Below are 22,259 nucleotides of genomic sequence, written 5' to 3'. Positions count from 1 at the left end.
ACCCCGCTACGGAGAGTGTCATGCACCGCCGATCCTTTCTCATTGGCGCCGCCGCCCTTGGCGGTTGCGCCTCTGTTCCAGCCTCGCCCACCGTGGCCACCCGGCCCGTAACGCTCGACGCCGCCTTTGTCGGGCAAAAGCGCGGTCAGGGCGTCTTCCGCGTCTGGCTGACGGGGGATGAGCGCCGCTTCGATGCGCGGCTGGATGGCCGGCTGTCACGCGGCGGGCAAAGGCTGACGGTGGTCGAGGATTTTGTCTATGACGACGGCCAGACCGACCGGCTCACATGGGTGTTTGACCGCAGCGGGCCCGGCCTGTGGACCGGACGGCGCGAAGATACAGTGGGGACGGCCAGCGTCGTCGAAGAAAACGGCGAGGTGCGCCTGACCTACACCGCCGATTTCAGATCCCCCTCGGGCGTCACCCGGCTCGGCTTTGCGGATGTGATCTATCTGCGTGACGACGGGGTGATCGTAAATGATGCGGTTGTCTCCCGGGCGGGTTTTCCGGTAGGGTCTGTGCGGTTCGAAATACGCGGCTGACGCGGACAAAGGGGTTGATGGTGAAAGACGAAACTTCGGGTGCGGTTCTATGACCCCCTACCAGGCCCTTGAACTGCTGGAGGCTCAGGCCGACCCCGCCCGCGCCGCCGAAGCCGCCGCCTATCACAAGGCGCCCGAGGAGTCCGGCCGCCGCTATCTTGGCCTGACGCCGGCGCAAATCGACGCATTGGTCGCCGAATGGCGCGCCGACCTGTCGGTCGAAGGCCGGGTGTCGCTGGCCGAAGGCCTGTGGAACACCAATGTGCACGATGCCCGCGTCGCCGCCGCCAAGTTGCTGACGCAGGCGCGCATCCGCCCGGATGCCCGCGCCTGGACGGTGATCTGCATGTGGGTCGAAGAACTGGATGTCTGGGCCTTGGCCGATCTGGTCACCACCGCGGGGCAAAAGCGCGTGGTGGCAGAGCCTGACCGTATCGGCGATCTCGAGCCTTGGGTGGGAAGCGAAAATCTCTGGGCGCGGCGCGCGGCCCTGCAGATGCTGCTGCCCTTCGCCAAGATGAACAACCTGAAAGACAGGGAATACGATATCCGCGAAACCGGACTGATCTGGGCAGAGCATATGGTCTCCGACCGCAACTGGTTCATCCAGAAAGCGATTGCAGACTGGATCGATACGCTGGCCAAACATGACCCTGCGCGCGCCGCCGAATTCATGGATGGCCCCGGTCTGGGCCTCAAGAGCTTTGCCCGCAAGGAGGCCGCGCGCCGCCTGCCCGAACTGCCGCTGGGTGACGACTAGCCGCCCGGCGCAGCTGCCACCGCGCGCCGCATAGGCGCTTGCCCGTCGGATCGCCGCGCGATCAGGGTCGGCTGATCTGGCCGCCGCCCACTGCCGCTGCAACCCCCGTGGTTGCGGGGGCGCTGGTGGGCAGTCCGCGCATGACCCTTACGGCGAGGTAGGCAAAGGCCTGCGCCTCGAGCATGTCGCCATTCAACCCGATCGCCTCCACCGGCTCGACCGGCGCGCCCATGCGGGCCGACAGCGCCGCCATCATCGCGCCGTTGTGCCGCCCGCCCCCGCAGACCAGCACCCGTCCCACGGGCTGTGGAAAATGCTCGGCCCCGCGCGCGACGGCGGCGGCTGCGCAGGCGACCAATGTGGCGGCGGCATCGGCATCGCCCAGATTTGCCACCGCAGGCAGCAGGGCCGGAAAGTCGTTTCGGTCCAGAGATTTGGGTGGCATCTTGTGGAAATAGGCATGCGCCAGAAAGCCGCTTACCACCCCCTCGTCCACGGTGCCCGCCAGTGCCAAGGCCCCGCCTTCATCGTGCGCCGCGCCGCGCCGTTCCAGCATCAGATCATTGAGCGGCGCATTGGCAGGCCCCGTGTCAAAGGCCAGCAAAGCACCTGCGGCCTCGGGGCGGGTCACGCGCGGGTCAACCCATGTCAGATTGCCCACACCGCCGAGGTTGAGAAAGGCCACCGGATGCTCCAACCCGGCAAAGCGCGCGCAGGCATGGTGGAAGAACGGGGCCAGCGGCGCGCCCTGCCCGCCCATCCGCACATCGGTGCTCCGGAAATCCCAGACCACCGGAACACCCAGCACTTCGGCAAGCAGCGCGCCATTGCCCGCCTGATGCGTGCCGCGCCCGCGCGGATCATGCGCCAGAGTCTGGCCATGAAAACCAACCACATCGACACCCGAAAACCGCGACAGCACCTCGGCATGGGCAGCCTCGACCACTTCTGCCGCGGCCTCTACGCCCTCATCTCCGGGCCAGAGCCCAAAGGCGCGGCGGATCACCGCGCGCTCGTCCGCGCTGTAGGGGCGATAGGCGTCGGGGCCAAAGCCTGACAGGCTGTAGCCATCGGTCATCACCATTGCCGCATCCACCCCGTCAAGCGAGGTGCCAGACATCGCGCCCAAAGCCCAGATCGCCTCCGAAGCTCGCATCTTCCCTTGCGCCCCCCACACCGCTATACCGCCCGCAAGTATGACACGAGGACGCAATGACCTACCATCCGAAATCAGACTTCATGCGCGTGATGATGACCCGTGGCTTCCTGGCCGATTGCACGGATTATCAGGCGCTGGACGAGGCGTTTCTGAAGGGAGTCGTGCCAGCCTATATCGGCTATGATGCCACGGCGGCCTCGCTGCATGTCGGCCACCTTCTGAACATCATGGTCCTGCGCTGGTTGCAGAAGTGCGGGCACAAGCCGATCACCCTGATGGGGGGTGGCACCACAAAGGTGGGCGATCCGTCCTTCCGTGCCGAAGAACGGCCCTTGCTCACGCCGGAAAAGATCGACGAGAACATCTCCGGAATGAAACAGGTGTTCGCCCGCTACCTCGCCTATGGTGACGGGGAAACCGATGCCATCATGCTCAACAACGCCGAATGGCTCGACCATCTGAACTACCTTGAATTCCTGCGCGACATCGGGCGGCATTTCAGCGTCAACCGGATGCTGTCCTTTGACTCCGTGAAATCCCGGCTGGATCGCGAGCAATCGCTGTCCTTCCTCGAATTCAATTACATGATCTTGCAAGCCTACGATTTCCTCGAGCTCAACCGCCGCTATGGTTGCCTGTTGCAAATGGGCGGGTCCGATCAATGGGGCAATATCGTCAACGGTGTGGACCTGACGCGCCGTGTGGTGGATCATGAGGTTTACGGCCTGACAACGCCGCTCTTGACGACATCCGACGGGCGCAAGATGGGCAAGTCGGCCAATGGCGCGGTCTGGCTCAATGGCGCGATGCTCTCGCCCTACGAATTCTGGCAGTTCTGGCGCAATTCGACCGATGCCGATGTGGGCCGCTTCCTCAAGCTGTTTACCGAACTGCCGATCGAGGAATGTGACCGCCTCGGCGCGCTGCAAGGGTCCGAGATCAACGCCGCCAAGATCATCCTCGCCAATGAGGTGACCACGCTTCTGCACGGGGCCGAAGCTGCGCAGGCCGCCGAAGCCACCGCGCGCGAGGTGTTCGAGAAGGGCGGCATCGGGGACGATCTGCCCACCGTCACCCTGTCGCCCGAAGAAGTATCGGAGGGCATCGGCATCGTGCAGCTTTTCGTCCGTGCCGGATTGTCGGCCAGCGGCAAGGATGCCAAGCGGCTGATCGCGGAAGGCGGCGCGCGGGTGAATGATGACATCGTGACCGACAGCGGGCTGCGCTATGGCGCGGGTGATCTGGCCGAACCGCTGAAGCTGACCGCCGGAAAGAAACGTCACGCTCTGGTGACCTTGGGCTAAGCGCCGCCTTGAATGCATCACAGGCCCCGGATAGCCTTCCGGGGCCTTTGTCATTGCAGGACGCAGCATGCACCGCCCCACCGCCTTCACCGCCCCCGGCCGCTTCTGGCGCGGCAATCTGCACACCCATTCCACGCGGTCCGACGGTGTGCTCTCCCCCGAGGAGGTTTGCCGCCGCTATCGGGACGAAGGGTATGACTTTCTGGCGCTGACAGATCACTTCATCGGCGTCTACGGCTATCCCATCGTCGATACGCTGCCCTATCGGCAGGAGGGTTTCACCACCCTTCTGGGGGCGGAACTGCATTCCGGCGCAATGGCAAACGGCGAGCTTTGGCACATTCTGGCCGTAGGCCTGCCCGCCGATTTCGCACACTCGGACAGCCCGGATTTCCATGCCAAACCGGGGCAGGAAACTGCGGCAGAGCTTGCCGCCCGCGCCGTGGCAGCGGGGGCCTTCGTCGCCATCGCCCACCCGCAATGGTCTGGTCTCACGCTGGCCGACGCCCGCAGCGTCACCGCCGCGCATGCGGTGGAAGTCTACAACCACGGCTGCGCGAACGGCTGCGACCGACCCGACGGTTTTGCCATCGCCGACCTGTTGCTGAGCGAAGGGCGGCGCCTGACGATGGTGGCCACGGATGACGCGCATTTCTACGAACCCGACCACTTCGGCGGCTGGGTCATGGTCAAGTCGACGGAAAACACGCCCGGGTCCTTGCTCGCTGCACTCAAGGCAGGCGAGTTCTATTCAAGCCAAGGCCCAGACCTGCGCGACATCCGCCTGTTTGACGACCGGATCGAAGTCGACCACTCCGCTGTTGCCGCAATGATCGTGCAGGGTCAGGGCACCGCCGCCCGCGCCGTGCATGGCCATTCGATGACCACGTCCTCGATGGAGCTGACCCGCTTTGGCAACAGCCCGTGGTTGCGCGTCACGCTGATAGACGCCGCCGGCAAGAGAGCTTGGTCAAATCCCATCTGGCGCTGAGGCGGCACCGCCGGACGCCTCCGGCGCGAATGTTTAAGGAAGGTGCAAACCCGCTGCGCTTGCACCTCCTGAAATTGCTCCGGAGGAAGCGGCGCGGTGGCAGCGTCCGCCTGCTACTCCAGCCGCGCAGGAAAGCCTTCGGCGCGCAGGTCGGTGCCCAGCGCATCCTCCAGCAGCTTGACGATCTGCGTGGACTGCGCGGCCCCGCCATAGGCCGCGCGGCCCTTGACAAAGGTTTGCATCGTCTGCCCCGCCAGATCGAGCGGCACACCGAACTCCTGCCCGAAGCCCATGGCAAAGCCCAGATCCTTGAGCGCCAAATCCATGGTGAAGGCGATGTCATAACTGCCGTTCAGGATCAGCTGGCCTTCGGTTTCATGCACGAAACTGCTGCCTGACGAGGCCGCAATCGCCTCCCACGCGGTCTTGAGATCAAGCCCGCCGCGTTTGGCCAGCATAAGCGCCTCGCCATCGGCCACCAGATGGATGAAGGCGAGCATATTGGTGATCACCTTGATCACGGCGGCAGAGCCAAGCGGACCCATGTGAAACAGGCGGTTGCCAATCGCTATCAGCGCGGCGCGGTGGTGATCCAGCAGGTCCGCATCGCCCCCTGCCAGCACCGTGATCTCGCCGCGCGCCGCCAGATGCACCCCGCCGGTTACCGGAGCCTCCAGCATCCGCACCCCGGCCTTTTGCGCAAGGGCGGCCAGTCGCAACACGTCATCGCGTCCGAGCGTCGAGTTCTCCACCCATGTGAGGCCGGGACGCGCCGCCGTCAGCACCTCTGCCAGAACCGCCTCCGAAACGGCCGGTGACGGAAGGCAGGTGAACACATGGTCAACCCGGCCCGCCAGTTCCGCCGGACTGCTTGCCACGCCCGCCCCCATGGCCCGATGGCGCTCGGCCAAGCTGGGATCGCGGTCATGCACCACAACCGAAAACCCCGCGCGGATGAGGCTTGCCGCCAGATGCCCGCCCAGATTGCCCAGACCGATGTAACCGATTGTCATGTCCTGCCCCTTCACCGGAAATGGATCGCGTATCTGGCGCGGATTGCCGCATCGATCTGCGGGTCGATCCGTGACCCCGCCTTGGCCAGAATCGCGTTCTTCCGCTCAAGCGCCTTTTCCAGCAGCAGCGGCTTGCCCGCCTCGTTCCATTCCTTGGGACTCATGCGGTTGCCAACGACGGGATAGGTGTATTCGGTCTGCATCAGCCGCAGCGTCTGGTCTGACCCGAGGTAATGCCCCGGCCCGCCCAGACAGACCTCTTTCATCGCCTCGATGCTGGTGCTGTCCTCGGTCACATCTATGCCGCGCACGCAGCGCATCGCCTGACCCAGCAGGTCATCGCCCAGCACCAGACTTTCAAGGCAAAAGCCCAGCAGACTGGCATGCATCCCCACGGCCTCGTAACACATGTTCAACCCCGACAGGCCCGCCAGCACATTGGTGATCCCCTGTTCCCATCCGGCCTGCATGTCGGGCAATTTGCTGTCGGATATGCCGCTCGCAGCCCCGCCCGGCAGGCCGTAGAACTGGTGCATCTGCGCGCAGCCCGCTGTCAGCAGCGCCTGCTCGGCGCTGCCCCCCGACATCGCTCCGGTGCGCAAATCACTGACAAAGGGCCATGTGCCAAAGATGCAGGGCGCGCCGGGCTTGATCGCATTGGCATAGACCACGCCGGCCAGACATTCCGCGACCGCCTGCACGATGGTCAGCGCAATGGGCGCCGGCGCCGTGGCTCCCGCCTGCCCCGCCGACAGAAGCAGCATCGGCATGCCCCGGCGGATGCAAGCCTCCATCGTGATGCAGGACTCTTCGGCAAACTTCATGGGCGGCACCACGAAGCAATTGGAATTGCTGACAAAAGGCCGATCCAGCCATTTCTCCTCGCCGCCCGCCACCATGTAGATCAGATCAAAACAATCGGCCACATGCGACGGATCACTGAACGAGGTGCCTACATGTTTCACGGTGCCCGCAAGGCTGCCGTAAAGCGTGTTCAGATCCATGTCGCGGTTGTCTGTCACATCGCGGCACACCATCGTGCGCTGGTAGAAGTGGATGTTGTCCAGATTGTCCACCAGGCGGGCGGCGTCATAAAGATCCTGCGCGGTCGAGTCGCGGTATTCCAGCGTGAACGGGTCCACGATATGCACCGCCGCGCCCGCCGTGCCGAAATGCACCCGCGTCCCCGTCAGATGCAGATCATGGCGCGGATCGCGGGCAAAAAGCGTGATATCGCGCGCCGCCACCGCCAGCATGTCCTCGACCAGCGCGCGCGGAAAGCGCAGGCGACCGTCGCTTCCCAGCACCGCGCCCGCAGCCGTCATCACCTCAACACCTGAGGGCGGCGCCTGCGAAAGCCCGATTTCCTCCAGCGCCTGCAAGGCAGCCTGATGGATGCGCGCAACCCCCGCCTCGGTCAGCGGCCGGTACTGCCCGCCCCGCATCCCGGGCCGGACAGGCCGCATCTCCTCCGACAGCGGGGCCGCCCGCAAGGCCACCCTCGCCCCCCGCCCGCCAGACCTCCGCGCCCGCGCAGGCTCGCAAACTTCGCCCAGATCAGCTTCCAGATCAGTCATCGCAACGCCTTTGCCTTCATCTGTTTCCAAATATCCTCGGGGGGTCCGGGGGGCAGACAGCCCCCCGGCGCTGGTCACAGGCGCATCCGCCCAGAAGCCGGATCATACATCGGCAGCAGGCTCGCCTCTGCCCGGTAGCGCCGCCCTGCAATCTCGATCTCATAGGCCGAACCCAGCACCTCGGCCTCGCTCTGCCCGGCGCACGGAACGTAGCCAAGCCCCACAGCCCCGCCCAGCGCATGGCCATAGTTCCCGCTGGTGACCGGACCCACGATACGCCCGTCGCGAACGATCGCCTCGTTGTGAAAGATCATCGCCTCGGGGTCACGCACCAGAAACTGCACCAGACGCCGCGACAGCCCCGCCTCCTCGCGGCGCAGCACAGCCTCGCGCCCGATGAATCCGGTTTTCTTGCGGCTGACGGTAAACCCAAGCCCTGCCTCCAGCACATGATCCTCGTCGGTGATGTCATGACCCCAGTGCCGATAGGCCTGCTCGATCCGGCAACTGTCCAGCGCGTGCAGGCCGCACAGCCGCATCTCGGGCGCGGCTTCGAGCAATATCTCGAAGACATGGGCCGCCTGATCGGTCGGCACATAAAGCTCCCAGCCAAGTTCGCCCACATAGGACACCCGATGCGCGCGGGCGAGGCCCATGCCGATCTCGATCTCCCGTGCCTGGCCGAACGGATGCCCGCCATTCGAGAAATCCTGCGGACTCACCCGCGCCATCACCTCGCGCGCGAGCGGGCCCATCAGGCACAGAACCGCCTCCCCCGCGCTCACATCCGTGACCACCGCGAAATCGTCGCCCAGATGCGCCCGCAGCCAGGCCAGATTGCGTGTCAGTGTCGCGCCCGGCACCACCAGCAGATATTCCGTCTCGCTCAACCGCGTGACAGTCAGATCCGCCTCGATCCCGCCTCGCGCGTTCAGCATCATGGTATAGACGATGCGCCCCGCCGCCACATCCATCTGGGCCGAGCAGACCCGGTTCAGGAAGGCGCAGGCATCGCGCCCCTCGACCCGGATCTTGCCAAAACTGGTCATGTCGAACAGGCCCACACCCGTCCGCACCGCCATATGCTCGGCGCGGTGGTTGTCGAACCAGTTCGCGCGTCCCCAGCCATAACGGTATTCTGCCGTCTGGCCCGGCATCGCAAACCAGTTCGCCCGCTCCCAGCCCGCGACCTCGCCAAACACCGCCCCCCGTGCGGCCAGCGCCGCATGGAGCGGGCTGCGCCGCACGCCCCGGCTCGTCCCCATCTGCCGATAGGGATAGTGATCGGCATAGAGCAGCCCCAGCGTCTCGCTCACCCGCTCCTTGAGGTAGCGGCGGTTCTTCTGGAACGGCTGCGCGCGGCGGATATCCACCTCCCACAGATCGAACGGAGGCTCCCCTTCGGTGATCCATTGCGCAAGGGCCATGCCTGCGCCACCGGACGAGGCAATCCCGATGGAGTTATACCCCGCCGCCACCCAGTAGCCGCCCAGTTCGGGCGTGGGGCCAAGATAATAGCGATCATCCGGGGTGAAACTCTCCGGCCCGTTGAAGAATGTATGGATGCCAGCGCTCTGGAACAAAGGCATCCGCTCCATCGCCGCCTCGAGGATCGGCTGGAAATGGTCCCAATCCTCGGGCAGCGTATCGAACTCGAAATCGGCGCGGATGCCCCCCATCCCCCAGGGCTTTGCCTTCGGCTCGAAGGCCCCCAGCATCATCTTGCCCGCATCCGATTTGTAATAGGCACATTCATCCGGCACCCGCAGCACCGGCAAATGACCCAAGCCCTCGATCGGCTCGGTCACCAGATAGAAATGCTCGCAGGCATGCAGCGGCAGGGTCACGCCGTTCTGCGCCGCCAGATCACGCCCCCACATGCCGCCGCAGTTGATCACCACATCTGCCGCGATATGCCCGGGCCCTTCCGCGCTTTCATAATCGACTCCGGTCACCTGGCCTGCGGCCTGCGTCACGCGCGTCACCCGCACGCCCTCGGCAATCACCGCGCCGCGCATCCGCGCGCCCTTGGCCAGCGCCATCGCGATATTGGCCGGGTCGCATTGGCCATCCAGCGGCAGGTGCACCCCGCCCACCGCATCCGACACATTCAGATGGGGATACATCGCCTTGATCTCGGCGGGCGAGACCTCCTGCACTTCCACATCGAAAATCCGCGCCAGCGTTGCCTGCCGCCGCAATTCCTCCATCCGGTCCGCCTTCAGCGCGACCGAGATCGATCCGACCTGCCGCATCCCCGTGGCGATGCCCGTCTCGGCCTCCAGTCCCACGTAGAGCCCTGCCGAATACCGTGCGAGCCGCGTCATGTTGGCACTGCCGCGCAACTGCCCGATCAGCCCCGCCGCATGCCATGTCGTCCCCGAGGTCAGCCGCTTGCGCTCCAGAAGCACCACATCCGTCCACCCGGCCTTGGCCAGATGATAGGCGACAGAGCATCCCGAAATACCGCCCCCGATAATGACCGCCCGCGCCTTGGTTGGAATCTCAGCCACCACTCCGCCTCATTTTCTGTCCCCAAATATCCCGGGGGTCCGGGGGCTGGCCCCCGGTCCGCCCCGTCAGCCGCGCAACCGCTCGTTTTTCGCATCCCACACCGGCGCATCGGCCAGCACCTGCGCCGCGCGGCGTTCCCCGAACACCTCGACCTCCACCGCAGTCCCCGCCACGGCCAGATCGGCCCGCAGCATCCCAAGCCCAAGGCAGACGCCCACACGGTGCCCCCATGCAGCGGAAGTCACCTCGCCCACCGCCCGCCCCTCGTGCCAGATCGTGGACATGTAGGGCGGGTCCGTATCCCCCGCCTCGATCGCCAGCGTTACAAATCGCTTGGTCACGCCAGCCTGCCGTTCCGCCAGCAGCGCCGCGCGTCCGCGAAACTCGGGTTTGCCCCAATCGACAAAGCGCTCCAGCCCGCCCTGCAGAACAGTGTAATCGGTAGAAAGATCGCCCTTCCACGCCCGATAGCCCTTTTCGATCCGCAACGCGTTCAACGCAAACATGCCAAAGGGGCGCAAACCCTGCCCCTGCCCCACCGCCCAGATCGCATCCCAGACGGCGGGCGTATCCGCCACGCGTGAATGGACTTCCCACCCGAGTTCGCCCGCAAAACTGACCCGCATCAGCAGCACCTCGGCCCCCGCGATCCGTGCGTGCTGCCATGTCAGCCACGGCCGCGAAAGATCGCCGTCGCACACCGCGCCCAGCACGTCCCGCGCCTTTGGCCCCGTCACGATCTGCGTGCTCCACCGATCGCTTTCGTCGGCGAGGGCAAGCCCATCTTCCAGATGGCGCAGCAACCATGCCTTGTCATGCTCCTGCGCGGTGGCGGCGGTGATCAACAGCAGCTCGTCCTCGGCCAGCCGCGCCACGCTCATTTCGGTAACGATCCGCCCCTTTTCATCGGCGAAATAGGCCAGCCCCAGCCGCCCCACCCCCGGCACCTTGCCGGTGATCTGGCGCGCCAGCCAGTCGGCGACCTGTGGCCCCTTGACGACAAAGCGCGAAAATCCCGGCAGATCGAGGATGCCGCAGGCATCGCGCACCGCCTCGCATTCCGCCTTGACCGCCCGCGCCCAAGGCCCGCCGCGCGCCCATGTGCGCTGCGCCGCCTCGGATGTGTCATCGCCGGGCTCTGCATACCACAGCGCGCGCTCCCAGCCGTTATAGGGGCCGAACTGCGCGCCAAGGGCGGCGGTGCGGTCATGCACGGCAGACAAGCGCTTCATCCGCCCCGCAGACCAGACGTGATGCGGGAAATGGATGGCATATTCATGGCCATAGACCTCCATCCCTTTCTTCACGCAGTAATCGTGATCCTCCCAGCCGGTGAAGCGGCGCGGGTCGCACGACCACATGTCCCATTCGGTCGCGCCTTCCGTCACCCATTCGGCCAGCACCTTGCCCGCCCCCCCGGCCTGACAGATGCCAAAGGTGAACACCGTCGCCTCGAAGGCGTTCGGCACCCCCGGCATCGGCCCGATCAGCGGATTGCCATCCGGCGTATAGGGGATCGGCCCGTTGATCACCTTTTGCAGACTGGCCTGCGCCAACAGTGGCACGCGCGCCATCGCATCGGTGATCTGGAACTCCAGCCGCTCCAGATCATCGGGGAAGAGCTGAAAGCTGAAGTCATCCGGCATCGGGTCGTCCGGCGTCGCCCAATGCGCGCGACAGGGGTTTTCATAAGGGCCAAGGTTGAAGCCCATCTTTTCCTGCCGCAGGTAATAGCTCGAATCCACATCCCGCAGCAGCGGCAGCTTGTGGCCCACCTCCCGCGTCCAAGCGTCGAGTTCGGGGATTGTGTCGAACAGCATGTATTGATGGCTCATCACCATCATCGGCACGCGGCGGCCAAACATGCGGCCCACCTGCGCGGCGTAATAGCCGCCCGCATTGACGACGTATTCGGCGCGGATCTCGCCCTTCGGCGTGGTCAGCACCCATTCGGCCCCGGTCCAGCGCGCGGCGGTGACCGGGCAGAACCGCTCCACATGCGCGCCCAGATCACGCGCACCCTTGGCAAGCGCCTGCGTCAACTGCGCCGGATCGATGTCACCGTCATAGGGATCGTAAAGCGCGCCGGTCAGGTCATGCGTCTCGGCAAAAGGATAGCGGCTGCGGATCTCCTCCGGCGACAGGATATCGAGCGCCATGCCTTGCGAGCGGCCCATGCCGACCACGCGCTTGAATTCCAGCAGCCGCTCCGCCGTATGGCCCAGCCGGACCGAGCCGGTCACGTTGTAGTTCATCGGATAGCCCACAGCCTCGCCAAGGCCCCGATACAGGCTGGCCGAATAGCGCTGCATGTTCATGATCGACCAGCTTGACGAAAAGGTCGGCACATTGCCCGCCGCATGCCAAGTGCTGCCCGCCGTCAACTCGTTCTTTTCAAGCAGAACGCAATCCGTCCAGCCCGCCAACGCCAGATGGTAGAGCGAGGAGGCCCCCACGGCACCGCCCCCGATGATCACCACGCGCGCGCTTGAAGGCAGTGCTGCCATGCCCCGGACTCCCCTGCTTTTGCCGCACTATCCGCCCGTGCGAACTGGCTTTCAATTCGGCAGGGAGGGGGCTATCAATCGAAAAAACCGATCAGGGCACGGCGGAGGCTGTTCACATGCAGATGGACCAGATCGATACTTTTCTGGACCTGATCGAAACCCGCAGCTTCAACCGCACGGCAGAGCGCATGGGCCTCACGCAATCCACCGTCTCGGCGCGGCTGGTGGCGCTGGAACAGGCTGTCGGCGCACGGCTGTTCACCCGCTCGCGCGCCGGTGCGCAACTGACGACCGAGGGGCTGAAGTTCGAGCCCCATGCGCGTCTGTTGCGGCAGGAATGGACGATGGCGCGGCGGGCCGTCCTCGCCAGCGGCACGGCGGCGATGACACTGCGGATCGGGGTGCAGAATGATCTGGCGCCGGCGCATCTCGGTGCCCTCGTTGCAGATTTCCGCGCGTTGCTGCCGCAGGCGGCCCTGTATATCGAACCGGATTACTCGACGCAGATGTGCGCCGATCTCGTGACCGGAGCCCTGGATTTCGCACTGCTGTTCACACCCAAGCCGCAGCCGGACCTGTATTTCGAGACGCTGGCCGAACTGCCTTACCGCCTGATCTCGACCACGGCCGAGACGCTGGCAAGCCTTGCGCCGGAAACCTATGTCTGCGCCAATTTCTCGCCCGCCTTCGAGGCCGCGCATCGCCAGCTTTTGCCGCACCTTTCGGCAACCCCCTTGTCAGTGGGGCAAAGCAGCGCGGTGGCGCTGCTTTTGGCGCAGATGGGCGGTGCAGGTTATGTGCTGGAAACGCAGGCCCGCTCTCTGGTCGCGGCAGGCGGATACCAGATGGTCGCCGATGCCCCCGTGATCCGTCAACCTGTCTATGCCGCCATGCATCTGCGCAACCGGACAGGCACCACACACAAACGCCTGACACAAGCCGCGCGCCGCAGGATGACCCCCGGCGCGCGGTAATGCTGTTTCGGGTTAGGCGGGACTGTCCACGCCTTATTCTGCGGCCTGAACGCTCGGGTTGTTCGGATGCGTGGTCCAGTTCGCATAGTCACCCACGGTTGTCTGGGTGCGCGGGTCCACGGCACCCTTGGGCAATTCGACCATCGTGATGCAGCTGTCCACGGGGCAGACGTTGACGCAGAGATTGCAGGCGACGCATTCGTCATCCATCACCTCGAACACGCGGCCCGGTTTCATCGCGATGGCCTGATGGCTGGTGTCCTCGCAAGCCGCATAGCAGCGCCCGCATTTGATGCAGGCGTCCTGATCGATGTGGGCCTTGGTCACATAGTTCAGGTTCAGATACTGCCAGTCGGTCACGTTCGGCACCGCGCGGCCCACCAGATCGGCGGTCGAGGTGAAACCCTTCTCATCCATGTATTGCGACAGGCCCGAGATCATTTCCTGCACGATCTTGAAGCCATAGGTCATGGCCGCCGTGCAGACCTGCACATTGCCCGCGCCAAGCGCCATGAACTCTGCCGCATCGCGCCATGTCGTCACCCCGCCGATACCGGAAATCGGCAGGCCGTGCGTGTCGGGGCTGCGGGCAATCTCGGCGACCATGTTCAGCGCGATCGGCTTGACCGCCGGCCCGCAATAACCGCCGTGGGTGCCCTTGCCATCGATCATCGGCTCGGGGCTGAAGGTGTCGAGATTGACGGAGGTGATCGAGTTGATGGTGTTGATGAGCGAGACCGCATCCGCCCCGCCCCGCTTGGCAGCTTCGGCAGGTTTGCGGATGTCACTGATATTCGGCGTCAACTTGACGATACAGGGCATACGGCTGTGCTTTTTCACCCAGCGTGTGACCATCTCGATGTATTCCGGCACCTGCCCCACGGCAGAGCCCATGCCGCGTTCGGCCATGCCATGCGGGCAGCCAAAGTTCAGCTCTACCCCATCCGCCTCGGTATCCTCGATCCGGTGCAGAATGTCTTTCCACGAGTCCTCGTCACAAGGCACCATCAGCGAGATGATGAGCGCGCGGTCCTTGTAATCGCGCTTGACCGACTTGATCTCGCGCAGGTTCACCTCCAGAGGGCGGTCGGTGATGAGTTCGATGTTGTTCAGCCCCAGCAGGCGGCGGTCCGCGCCCCAGATCGCGCCATAGCGCGGGCCGTTGACGTTCACCACCGGCGGCCCTTCGGACCCGAGGGTTTTCCACACGACCCCGCCCCAGCCTGCCTCGAAGGCGCGGCGCACGTTGTATTCCTTGTCCGTGGGTGGCGCGGATGCGAGCCAGAACGGATTGGGGGATTTGATGCCGATAAAGTCGGTTGTCAGGTTGGCCATCTGCTTACCCCCTCAGGAAAATGTTGATCTGTTCGGCCGCGTCGCGCCCCTGCGCCACCGCCGTCACTGTCAGGTCTTCGCCGCCCGCGGTGCAGTCACCGCCCGCCCAGACCCGCGCGGGCAAGGCCGCGATCTTGCCGCCCTCCAGCACGGCACCCTCGGGCGCGCCTGCCAAAGTTTGCCCGATCGCCTTGAACACCTGATCCGCCTTCAGCCGGAACGTCTCGCCGGTTGCTTTCAGCCCTTCGGGCGTGTCGGCCATATAGCCGAATTCCACTTCGCGCACCGCGCCATTGCCATGCACGGCGACAGGCGCAGCGTTGCAGATGATGCGCACGCCCGCGCTGGTGGCGTGCTCCTGCTCATAGCCAGAGGCCGACATCTTCTCTTGTCCGCGGCGATAGACGATGGTGACATTCTCGGCGCCCAGCAACTTGCTTTGCACGGCGGCATCCACCGCCGTCATGCCGCCGCCGATCACCACCACGTCGCGGCCAACGGGCAGCTTCGTCAGGTCTGCCGTCTGGCGCAGATCGGCGATGAAATCCACCGCATTGGCCACGCCCGCGCGGTCTTCACCTTCGGCACGCAGCGCATTGACACCGCCAAGACCGATGCCCAGAAACACCGCGTCATGGCGGGCAAGCAGCGCGTCCAGCGTCACATCGCGGCCCAGTTCCACTCCGGTCTGCACCGTGATGCCGCCGATCCGCAGCAGCCACTCCACCTCTTTTTGCGCGAAATCGCCCGTCGATTTGTAGCTGGCGATACCGTATTCGTTCAGGCCCCCCGCCTTGGCGCGGCGCTCGTAGACCACCACGTCATGCCCGTGCATCGCAAGACGGTGCGCACAGGACAGGCCCGCAGGCCCCGCCCCGACCACCGCCACGGTTTTTCCGGTGCTGGCTGCGCGGGCAAAGGGATGCAGGCCCTTGGCCATGGCCGTGTCGGTGGCAAAACGTTGCAAGCGCCCGATCTCAACCGGCTTGCCTTCCGCCACTTCCCGCACGCAAGCCTCTTCGCAAAGCGTCTCGGTGGGGCAGACGCGGGCGCACATGCCGCCAAGGATGTTCTGCGTCCAGATCGTCGTGGCCGCCGCCTCTGGCGTGCCGGTTGCGATCTGGCGGATGAACAGCGGAATGTCGATGCTGGTCGGGCAAGCGGTGATGCAAGGCGCATCATGGCAGAAGTAACACCGGTCTGCGGCAACATGCGCTTCATGCGCATCCAGCGGCGGGGTGTGATCGGCAAAGTTCGCAGCGATCCTGTCGGCTGGCAGGCGGCCGGACACAATGCCGGGCGTCAGCGGGCTGTGAGTCATCGGCGATGGTCTCCCTGATTTTTGTGATCTTTAGGAAAACGCTGGCACAGGTCCGTTTTTTTATCAAACGGTAAATTTTACTCCGCCACAAAATTTCGGAAACTGCCCCAAGACCTGCCCAAAAATTGCACAGCGGAATGGGTGCTTTTCTCGCGGGAAAACGCAAGCTATAAGCGGTCAGCCCCGATACCCGGCCCTTGCGCCAAGGGAGAACGGTCACCAACTGGCAAATAAGCCAACCAGAGGACGGCATGAGCAAACATTCCCCCGACGCAGATGTGGCCTTTATCTCGGCCCTTGCAGAGCTTTTGAACAAGAACGAACTCACCGAATTGAGCGTCAAACGCGAATACGGCGAAGATGACAGCCTCGAAGTGCGGGTTGTGAAACAGGCGAATATCGTCACCACGCAGGCGGCGGCCCCCGCCCCTGTCTATGCGCAGGCCCCGGCCCCCAGCGCGGCACCGGCACCGGCAGCGGCGCCCGCAGGCAATGACGACCCGGCCCAGCATCCGGGCGCCGTCACCTCGCCGATGGTCGGCACCTGCTATCTGGCCGCCGAACCGGGCGCGACGCCCTTCATCACCGTGGGCGCCAGCGTCGCCGAAGGTCAGACCGTGCTGATCATCGAGGCGATGAAGACGATGAACCACATCCCAGCCCCGCGTTCTGGCACCGTCAAGCGCATCATGGTCGAGGACGGCACGCCCGTTGAATTCGGCGCACCGCTGCTGATCATCGAGTGACGCCGATGTTTGAAAAAATCCTGATCGCCAACCGGGGGGAAATCGCGCTGCGCGTGATCCGCGCCTGCCGCGAGATGGGGATCAAATCGGTCGCCGTCCATTCCACCGCCGATGCCGATGCCATGCATGTGCGCATGGCTGATGAATCGATCTGCATCGGCCCCGCGCCCAGTTCGGAAAGCTATCTGAACAAGGCCGCGATCATCTCGGCCTGCGAGATCACCGGCGCACAGGCGGTGCATCCGGGTTATGGTTTCCTGTCGGAAAACGCCAGCTTTGCACAGGCGCTGCAAGACCACGGGCTGACCTTCATCGGCCCCAATGCAGAACATATCCGCATCATGGGCGACAAGATCACCGCCAAGGTCACCGCCAAGGATCTGGGAATCCCTGTCGTGCCGGGGTCGGATGGCGGTGTGTCCGATTTTGAAACGGCGATCGGCGTGGCCGAAAGCATCGGCTTTCCGGTCATCATCAAGGCCACGGCAGGCGGTGGCGGGCGCGGCATGAAGGTGGCAAAGAATGCCGCCGAACTGGAAATCGCCTTCCGGACCGCCCGTTCCGAGGCCAAGAACGCCTTCGGCAACGATGAAGTCTACATCGAGAAGTACCTGCAAAAGCCGCGCCATATCGAGATTCAGGTCTTTGGCGATGGCAAGGGCAAGGCTGTGCATCTGGGCGAGCGGGACTGTTCCTTGCAGCGCCGCCACCAGAAGGTGTTCGAAGAGGCCCCCGGCCCGTCAATCACTCCCAAGATGCGCGCCGAAATCGGCAAGATCTGTGCCGATGCCGTCGCCAAGATCAATTACATCGGCGCGGGCACCATCGAGTTTCTCTATGAAGACGGCAAGTTCTACTTCATCGAGATGAACACCCGCCTTCAGGTCGAACACCCCGTGACCGAATACATCTTCGGCGTCGATCTGGTGCGCGAACAGATCCGCGTCGCCTCCGGTCTGCCGATGTCTTTCGGGCAAGAGGATCTGGAGATCAACGGCCACGCCATCGAGGTGCGGATCAACGCGGAAAAGTTGCCGAACTTTTCCCCGTGCCCCGGCAAGGTGCAGATGTTCCACGCACCTGGCGGCTTTGGCGTGCGGATGGATAGCGCGCTCTATTCGGGCTATTCGATCCCTCCCTACTACGACAGCCTGATCGGCAAGCTGATCGTGCATGGCCGCGACCGGCCCGAGGCGCTGGCCCGCCTGCGCCGCGCATTGGGAGAGTTGATCATCGACGGTGTTGAAACCACCGTCCCGCTGTTTGATGCGCTTCTGAACGAGCCGGACATCCAGTCGGGTGACTATAACATCCACTGGCTGGAAAAATGGCTGGCCGCACAATTTGGCTGAACGCTTGCGGGGGGCATCCTTGCCCCCCGTCTTGGCGTGGCAATGGTTTTCATGACGCTCTCTGACCGGATCACCCCGGAACTCCTGCTGCAAGCCTATGCCTTGGGCATTTTTCCGATGGCCGAGTCTGCGACTTCGCCCGACATCCATTGGATCGACCCCAAGCGGCGCGGCGTTTTCGATCTGCACCGCTTCCACATCTCGCGCTCGTTGCGGCGCGCCTTGCTGCGGCCCGACTACAGCGTGACGATCGACACCGATTTCGCCGGTGTGGTTGCTGGCTGTGCCGACCGCCCCGAAACATGGATCAACCCCGCCATCTTCACGCTTTATGAGACCTTGCACCAGCAAGGCCACGCCCACAGCCTGGAGGTCTGGGCAGACGGCGCTCTGATCGGCGGGGTCTATGGCGTGGTGCTGGGTGGAGCGTTTTTCGGCGAGTCGATGTTTTCGCGCCGCACCAACGCCTCGAAGATCGCGCTCGCATGGCTTGTGCATCGCTTGCGCGCGGGCGGCTTCAGCCTGTTTGACACCCAGTTCCTGACGCCGCATCTGGCCAGCCTTGGCGCGGAAGAGATCCCTCGTGCCGAGTATCACCGCAGGCTGGCGCGCGCCCTGAATCAAAACGCCGCCTTCGCCCCCAAGGGCTATGCCCCTTACCCTTCGTTGATTTCTTCAAGCGGCTCTTCGTTGTCCGGCTCGGTCACCTCGGGCGCGACAAAACCGGAATCGCAAGACAAGACCCAGACATCATAGCGCGGATGGTCCATCGCGGACAAAGCAGGGCTGGAGGCGAGCATCCAGCCCGAGAACATCTGGCGCGCGCCTTCCGTCTCCATCACCGTCAGATGCGCCTGCGCATCCGCCGCCGGATTGTCGCGCGGATACCGACATTCATCCAGCTGCACTGTCAACCGCCCCAGAAGCACAGCCTGACCGCGTGAAAGTGACAGATCCTCCACCCGCCCTGTCACCTTGTCAAGAAACCGCAAGGTGCCACCGGGCGCAGAGGCCATGTCCTGCGCAGCCCCTGTCGTCGGGACAAGCAGGGCCAAAGCCACAAGAAGCCGCTTCATCATGGCGTATCTCCGGCGCTGTCCGAGCCGCCACCGCTCACGAATTTCATCAAGAGCGTGATCAGGCTGACCGCGCCTTGGGTATCCTCGATCTCATCGCCCGGTGCAAGATTGTCAGGCGAGCCGCCGGGGACGATCTCGACGAAATTGCCGCCCAGCAGACCTTCGGAAGAGATGAGGATCGCACTATCCTCGGGCAGCAAGATGTCCTTGCGCAGCGAAATGGTGGCATCCGCGAAGAACGTCTGCGGGTTCAGCCGGATCTCGCTGATGGTGCCAACCTTGATGCCCGCCATGCGCACATCGGACCCGACGCTGATCCCGTCCATCGCGCGAAAGCTGGCTGTCAGCGGATAGGTGTCACCGACACGCGCCATAAGCCCGGCAGAATTGGCCGCATAGGCAAGAAAGCCGACCGCCACAGCCAGCACCGCGGCGCCCGCCAGAATTTCAGCGCGTTCAGAGGCCATTATTCCGGCTGCCACGCTTCATAATCGGCGCGCGGGGCGGCCGAAGCCGGTGCAACGCGGCGCAGCGATCCGGCGGGGGCATAGGCCCCAGCGGTTCCGGTCAGGTTTTCCTGATGCGGCTTTTCCCAAGCCTTGCGGCGCAGCGGGGCCTTGGTGGGCGGCTCGTCCCAGGTAAAATGCAGCCAGCCATGCCATTCGGGCGAGACGCGCGAGGCTTCCATTTCACCGTTGTAGATGACCCACCGCTTTTTGGCATCGGCGGTCTGGTAATAGATGTTGCCCTGATCATCCTCTCCCACCTTAATGCCTTTGCGGGCGGTAAAGATCTGGGTGCCGATCGTCTGGCTGTTCCACCATGTGAGCAGGCGCTTGAGGAAATACATCGGGGGCCTCCGGTTGCTTGTGCCTGATATGGCGGAAATGTGCCGCAAGGTCTAGGGCCTGCACATGCTCCTGACGCGACTGTGCCGCCGCTGTGAGCGATTTTTCGCAGAAAAATCCTGCCCCCGTACAGGCGCGCAATTCTCGCAAAAAGAGAGGGCGCGGGAGAATACCGCCCGCGCCCTATTTCACCATCCGCTGCGCAGGCGTCAGCCAGCGTTCGCGGTTTCTTTCTTCTTCGGCGCTTCGGTATAGACAAGCATCGGCTTGGCACCGGCGTTCACCGCCTCATCCTTCACGACGACTTCTTGCACGCCCTCCATGCCCGGCAATTCGAACATGGTGTCGAGCAGGATATCCTCCATGATCGACCGCAGGCCACGGGCGCCCGTCTTGCGCTTGATCGCCCGCTTCGCAATGGCGGTCAGCGCGTCGGGGGTGAAGGTCAGCTTGACGCCTTCGATATCGAACAGACGCTGATACTGCTTGACCAGCGCATTTTTCGGCTCGGTCAGGATGGTGACAAGCGCCGCTTCATCCAGATCGGTCAGGGTGGCGATCACGGGAAGACGCCCCACAAATTCGGGGATAAGCCCGAATTTCAGCAGATCTTCCGGCTCCAGCTCCTTGAACAGTTCGCCCACACCGCGGCCATCAGGGTCTTTCACATCGGCGCCAAAGCCGATGCCCGATCCCTTGCCACGCTGCGCGATGATCTTTTCAAGACCCGCAAAAGCCCCGCCACAGATGAACAGGATGTTCGTCGTATCCACCTGCAGGAATTCCTGCTGCGGATGCTTGCGGCCCCCCTGCGGCGGAACGCTGGCAACGGTGCCTTCCATGATCTTCAGAAGCGCCTGCTGCACGCCCTCGCCGCTCACATCGCGGGTGATCGACGGGTTGTCCGACTTGCGGGTGATCTTGTCGACCTCGTCGATATAGACGATGCCGCGCTGCGCGCGTTCGACGTTGTATTCCGACGCCTGCAGCAGCTTGAGGATGATGTTTTCCACATCCTCGCCGACATAGCCCGCTTCGGTCAGTGTGGTTGCATCCGCCATCGTGAAGGGCACATCCAGAATCCGCGCCAGCGTCTGCGCCAGCAGGGTCTTGCCGCAGCCGGTCGGCCCGATCAGCAGGATATTGGATTTCGACAGTTCGATATCCGATTTCGACGAATGGTTCAGCCGCTTGTAATGGTTGTGGACGGCAACCGACAGCACGCGCTTGGCATGGATCTGGCCGATCACGTAATCATCCAGCACCTTGCAGATGTCACGCGGGGTCGGCACGCCATCGGTGGATTTCAGGCCGGTGGTCTTTGTTTCTTCACGGATGATATCCATGCAGAGTTCCACGCATTCATCACAGATGAACACCGTGGGACCGGCAATCAGCTTTCGCACCTCGTGCTGGCTCTTGCCGCAGAAGGAACAGTAAAGCGTGTTCTTGCTGTCGCCGGAATTGTTCGCCATGGGTTTCCTCAAGCCTTGTCAAAGGAAAGTCTAGGCCAAGCCCGAACCCTCCACAATGTCAAATTGCCCCCCGCAGTCATCCTGCGGGGGGCAATGCGTCACTTCGTCGTGTCATCCATCTTGCCGCGGCTGGCGACGATCTCATCGATCAGCCCCCAGGCCTTGGCATCTTCCGCCGACATGAAATTGTCGCGCTCCAGCGCGGCCTCGACGGTTTCATAGGAATTGCCGGTGTGGTGGACGTAAATCTCGTTCAGGCGGCGCTTGAGCTTTTCCGTCTCGCGGGCGTGGATCATGATATCCGTCGCCTGCCCCTGATAGCCGCCCGAAGGCTGGTGCACCATCACGCGGGAGTTGGGCAGCGAGAACCGCATCCCCTTTTCGCCCGCCGTCAACAGCAAGGACCCCATCGACGCCGCCTGCCCGATCACCAGCGTGCTGACCTTGGGCTTGATGTATTGCATGGTGTCATAGATCGAGAGACCCGAAGTCACCACGCCGCCGGGGCTGTTGATATACATGCTGATTTCCTTCGACGGATTCTCCGCCTCAAGGAACAGCAGCTGCGCGCAGATCAGGCTCGACATGCCGTCATGCACAGGGCCGGACAGAAAGATAATCCGTTCCTTGAGCATGCGCGAGAAGATGTCATAGGCCCGCTCGCCCCGGCTGGTCTGCTCGACGACCATGGGAACGAGGGTATTCATGTAGTGGTCAACGGGGTCGCGCATCGGGCCTGCCTCTTGGATGTCTGATAGGTGA

20 protein-coding genes are annotated in these 22,259 nt (G+C 63.9%); 8 read left to right on the top strand and 12 right to left on the bottom strand.

Annotated features, from left to right (window positions below; translation table 11 throughout):
• Positions 1 to 20: 20 nt before the first annotated feature.
• Together G3572_RS00315 and G3572_RS00310 are read left to right on the top strand one after the other, a co-directional pair.
• Complete coding sequence (locus G3572_RS00315) at positions 21 to 542, top strand: DUF3833 family protein (RefSeq protein ID WP_164608690.1); 522 nt, start codon at positions 21 to 23, stop codon at positions 540 to 542.
• 49 nt (positions 543 to 591) lie between these two features.
• Positions 592 to 1,302, top strand: a complete 711-nt coding sequence (locus G3572_RS00310; RefSeq protein WP_164608689.1) for a DNA alkylation repair protein — start codon at positions 592 to 594, stop codon at positions 1,300 to 1,302.
• A gap of 61 nt (positions 1,303 to 1,363) precedes the next feature.
• On the opposite strand, the gene G3572_RS00305 is transcribed toward G3572_RS00310, so the two are convergent.
• Positions 1,364 to 2,458: an anhydro-N-acetylmuramic acid kinase gene (locus G3572_RS00305; protein WP_164608688.1), complete on the bottom strand. Its 1,095-nt coding sequence runs from the start codon at positions 2,456 to 2,458 to the stop codon at positions 1,364 to 1,366.
• Between the two features lie 56 nt (positions 2,459 to 2,514).
• Here G3572_RS00305 and tyrS point away from each other — a divergent pair, with 56 nt between their 5' ends.
• On the top strand, positions 2,515 to 3,765 hold the full coding sequence (tyrS, locus tag G3572_RS00300; protein ID WP_164608687.1) for a tyrosine--tRNA ligase: 1,251 nt from the start codon (positions 2,515 to 2,517) through the stop codon (positions 3,763 to 3,765).
• A 67-nt stretch (positions 3,766 to 3,832) separates the two neighbouring features.
• Positions 3,833 to 4,756 (top strand): PHP domain-containing protein, encoded by a 924-nt coding sequence (locus G3572_RS00295; protein ID WP_164608686.1) that lies wholly within the window; start codon positions 3,833 to 3,835, stop codon positions 4,754 to 4,756.
• Between the two features lie 113 nt (positions 4,757 to 4,869).
• Here the strand turns inward: G3572_RS00295 and G3572_RS00290 are convergent, their stop codons facing one another.
• The 4 genes from G3572_RS00290 to G3572_RS00275 form a co-directional block, all read right to left on the bottom strand.
• On the bottom strand, positions 4,870 to 5,769 hold the full coding sequence (locus G3572_RS00290; RefSeq protein ID WP_164608685.1) for an NAD(P)-dependent oxidoreductase: 900 nt from the start codon (positions 5,767 to 5,769) through the stop codon (positions 4,870 to 4,872).
• A gap of 11 nt (positions 5,770 to 5,780) precedes the next feature.
• On the bottom strand, positions 5,781 to 7,346 hold the full coding sequence (locus G3572_RS00285) for a trimethylamine methyltransferase family protein (RefSeq protein WP_164608684.1): 1,566 nt from the start codon (positions 7,344 to 7,346) through the stop codon (positions 5,781 to 5,783).
• Positions 7,347 to 7,420: 74 nt separating this feature from the next.
• Positions 7,421 to 9,859 (bottom strand): GcvT family protein, encoded by a 2,439-nt coding sequence (locus G3572_RS00280; protein ID WP_354003970.1) that lies wholly within the window; start codon positions 9,857 to 9,859, stop codon positions 7,421 to 7,423.
• A 66-nt stretch (positions 9,860 to 9,925) separates the two neighbouring features.
• Entirely contained in the window at positions 9,926 to 12,367 is a 2,442-nt protein-coding gene (locus G3572_RS00275) for a GcvT family protein (RefSeq protein WP_164608682.1), read from the bottom strand.
• 116 nt (positions 12,368 to 12,483) lie between these two features.
• Between G3572_RS00275 and G3572_RS00270 the strand changes: the two genes are divergently transcribed.
• Complete coding sequence (locus tag G3572_RS00270) at positions 12,484 to 13,341, top strand: LysR family transcriptional regulator (RefSeq protein WP_164608681.1); 858 nt, start codon at positions 12,484 to 12,486, stop codon at positions 13,339 to 13,341.
• Between the two features lie 33 nt (positions 13,342 to 13,374).
• Here the strand turns inward: G3572_RS00270 and preA are convergent, their stop codons facing one another.
• Both preA and G3572_RS00260 read right to left on the bottom strand, forming a co-directional pair.
• Positions 13,375 to 14,676: an NAD-dependent dihydropyrimidine dehydrogenase subunit PreA gene (gene preA, locus G3572_RS00265; RefSeq protein WP_164608680.1), complete on the bottom strand. Its 1,302-nt coding sequence runs from the start codon at positions 14,674 to 14,676 to the stop codon at positions 13,375 to 13,377.
• Positions 14,677 to 14,680: 4 nt separating this feature from the next.
• Positions 14,681 to 15,997 (bottom strand): NAD(P)-dependent oxidoreductase, encoded by a 1,317-nt coding sequence (locus G3572_RS00260; RefSeq protein ID WP_164608679.1) that lies wholly within the window; start codon positions 15,995 to 15,997, stop codon positions 14,681 to 14,683.
• A gap of 251 nt (positions 15,998 to 16,248) precedes the next feature.
• On the opposite strand from G3572_RS00260, the gene accB reads away from it, so the two are divergent.
• Genes accB through aat form a run of 3 tightly spaced genes read left to right on the top strand, consistent with a single transcriptional unit; the run spans position 16,249 to position 18,851 of the window.
• The gene (accB, locus tag G3572_RS00255; protein WP_164608678.1) at positions 16,249 to 16,743 is read left to right on the top strand and encodes an acetyl-CoA carboxylase biotin carboxyl carrier protein; all 495 of its coding nucleotides are present in this window, start codon (positions 16,249 to 16,251) and stop codon (positions 16,741 to 16,743) included.
• 5 nt (positions 16,744 to 16,748) lie between these two features.
• Positions 16,749 to 18,095 carry an acetyl-CoA carboxylase biotin carboxylase subunit gene (accC, locus tag G3572_RS00250; protein WP_164608677.1) on the top strand — a complete coding sequence of 449 codons (1,347 nt, stop codon included), beginning with the start codon at positions 16,749 to 16,751 and terminating at the stop codon, positions 18,093 to 18,095.
• Positions 18,096 to 18,146: 51 nt separating this feature from the next.
• Entirely contained in the window at positions 18,147 to 18,851 is a 705-nt protein-coding gene (aat, locus tag G3572_RS00245; RefSeq protein ID WP_164608676.1) for a leucyl/phenylalanyl-tRNA--protein transferase, read from the top strand.
• Here aat and G3572_RS00240 read toward each other — a convergent pair.
• The 5 genes from G3572_RS00240 to G3572_RS00220 form a co-directional block, all read right to left on the bottom strand.
• Positions 18,752 to 19,174, bottom strand: coding sequence for a DUF2155 domain-containing protein (locus G3572_RS00240; RefSeq protein ID WP_240335366.1), 423 nt, complete (start codon positions 19,172 to 19,174; stop codon positions 18,752 to 18,754). The two genes, aat and G3572_RS00240, sit on opposite strands and share 100 nt — an antisense overlap.
• The gene (gene mlaD, locus G3572_RS00235) at positions 19,171 to 19,641 is read right to left on the bottom strand and encodes an outer membrane lipid asymmetry maintenance protein MlaD (protein ID WP_164608675.1); all 471 of its coding nucleotides are present in this window, start codon (positions 19,639 to 19,641) and stop codon (positions 19,171 to 19,173) included. The genes G3572_RS00240 and mlaD overlap by 4 nt, the downstream gene beginning before the upstream one ends.
• On the bottom strand, positions 19,641 to 20,024 hold the full coding sequence (locus tag G3572_RS00230) for an NADH:ubiquinone oxidoreductase subunit NDUFA12 (RefSeq protein WP_164608674.1): 384 nt from the start codon (positions 20,022 to 20,024) through the stop codon (positions 19,641 to 19,643). The genes mlaD and G3572_RS00230 overlap by 1 nt, the downstream gene beginning before the upstream one ends.
• A gap of 207 nt (positions 20,025 to 20,231) precedes the next feature.
• A complete protein-coding gene (clpX, locus tag G3572_RS00225) occupies positions 20,232 to 21,497 on the bottom strand; it encodes an ATP-dependent Clp protease ATP-binding subunit ClpX (protein ID WP_164608673.1) in 1,266 nt (421 codons plus the stop codon).
• 98 nt (positions 21,498 to 21,595) lie between these two features.
• A complete protein-coding gene (locus tag G3572_RS00220) occupies positions 21,596 to 22,228 on the bottom strand; it encodes an ATP-dependent Clp protease proteolytic subunit (RefSeq protein WP_164608672.1) in 633 nt (210 codons plus the stop codon).
• Positions 22,229 to 22,259: the final 31 nt, after the last annotated feature.

The sequence above is a fragment of the Pseudotabrizicola algicola genome, assembly GCF_010915705.1.
Classification (GTDB): domain Bacteria; phylum Pseudomonadota; class Alphaproteobacteria; order Rhodobacterales; family Rhodobacteraceae; genus Pseudotabrizicola; species Pseudotabrizicola algicola.
Note: the sequence above shows the minus strand (reverse complement) of the source record. Positions and strands in the feature narration are given on the sequence as shown.

Excerpts from the sequence above, each read along its gene's own strand:
- G3572_RS00315 (WP_164608690.1), top strand. The coding sequence starts at position 21 with ATGCACCGCCGATCCTTTCTCATTGGCGCCGCCGCCCTTGGCGGTTGC.
- G3572_RS00310 (WP_164608689.1), top strand. The coding sequence starts at position 592 with ATGACCCCCTACCAGGCCCTTGAACTGCTGGAGGCTCAGGCCGACCCC.
- G3572_RS00305 (WP_164608688.1), bottom strand. The coding sequence starts at position 2,458 with ATGCGAGCTTCGGAGGCGATCTGGGCTTTGGGCGCGATGTCTGGCACC.
- tyrS (WP_164608687.1), top strand. The coding sequence starts at position 2,515 with ATGACCTACCATCCGAAATCAGACTTCATGCGCGTGATGATGACCCGT.
- G3572_RS00295 (WP_164608686.1), top strand. The coding sequence starts at position 3,833 with ATGCACCGCCCCACCGCCTTCACCGCCCCCGGCCGCTTCTGGCGCGGC.
- G3572_RS00290 (WP_164608685.1), bottom strand. The coding sequence starts at position 5,769 with ATGACAATCGGTTACATCGGTCTGGGCAATCTGGGCGGGCATCTGGCG.
- G3572_RS00285 (WP_164608684.1), bottom strand. The coding sequence starts at position 7,346 with ATGACTGATCTGGAAGCTGATCTGGGCGAAGTTTGCGAGCCTGCGCGG.
- G3572_RS00275 (WP_164608682.1), bottom strand. The coding sequence starts at position 12,367 with ATGGCAGCACTGCCTTCAAGCGCGCGCGTGGTGATCATCGGGGGCGGT.
- G3572_RS00270 (WP_164608681.1), top strand. The coding sequence starts at position 12,484 with ATGCAGATGGACCAGATCGATACTTTTCTGGACCTGATCGAAACCCGC.
- preA (WP_164608680.1), bottom strand. The coding sequence starts at position 14,676 with ATGGCCAACCTGACAACCGACTTTATCGGCATCAAATCCCCCAATCCG.
- G3572_RS00260 (WP_164608679.1), bottom strand. The coding sequence starts at position 15,997 with ATGACTCACAGCCCGCTGACGCCCGGCATTGTGTCCGGCCGCCTGCCA.
- accB (WP_164608678.1), top strand. The coding sequence starts at position 16,249 with ATGAGCAAACATTCCCCCGACGCAGATGTGGCCTTTATCTCGGCCCTT.
- accC (WP_164608677.1), top strand. The coding sequence starts at position 16,749 with ATGTTTGAAAAAATCCTGATCGCCAACCGGGGGGAAATCGCGCTGCGC.
- aat (WP_164608676.1), top strand. The coding sequence starts at position 18,147 with ATGACGCTCTCTGACCGGATCACCCCGGAACTCCTGCTGCAAGCCTAT.
- G3572_RS00240 (WP_240335366.1), bottom strand. The coding sequence starts at position 19,174 with ATGATGAAGCGGCTTCTTGTGGCTTTGGCCCTGCTTGTCCCGACGACA.
- mlaD (WP_164608675.1), bottom strand. The coding sequence starts at position 19,641 with ATGGCCTCTGAACGCGCTGAAATTCTGGCGGGCGCCGCGGTGCTGGCT.
- G3572_RS00230 (WP_164608674.1), bottom strand. The coding sequence starts at position 20,024 with ATGTATTTCCTCAAGCGCCTGCTCACATGGTGGAACAGCCAGACGATC.
- clpX (WP_164608673.1), bottom strand. The coding sequence starts at position 21,497 with ATGGCGAACAATTCCGGCGACAGCAAGAACACGCTTTACTGTTCCTTC.
- G3572_RS00220 (WP_164608672.1), bottom strand. The coding sequence starts at position 22,228 with ATGCGCGACCCCGTTGACCACTACATGAATACCCTCGTTCCCATGGTC.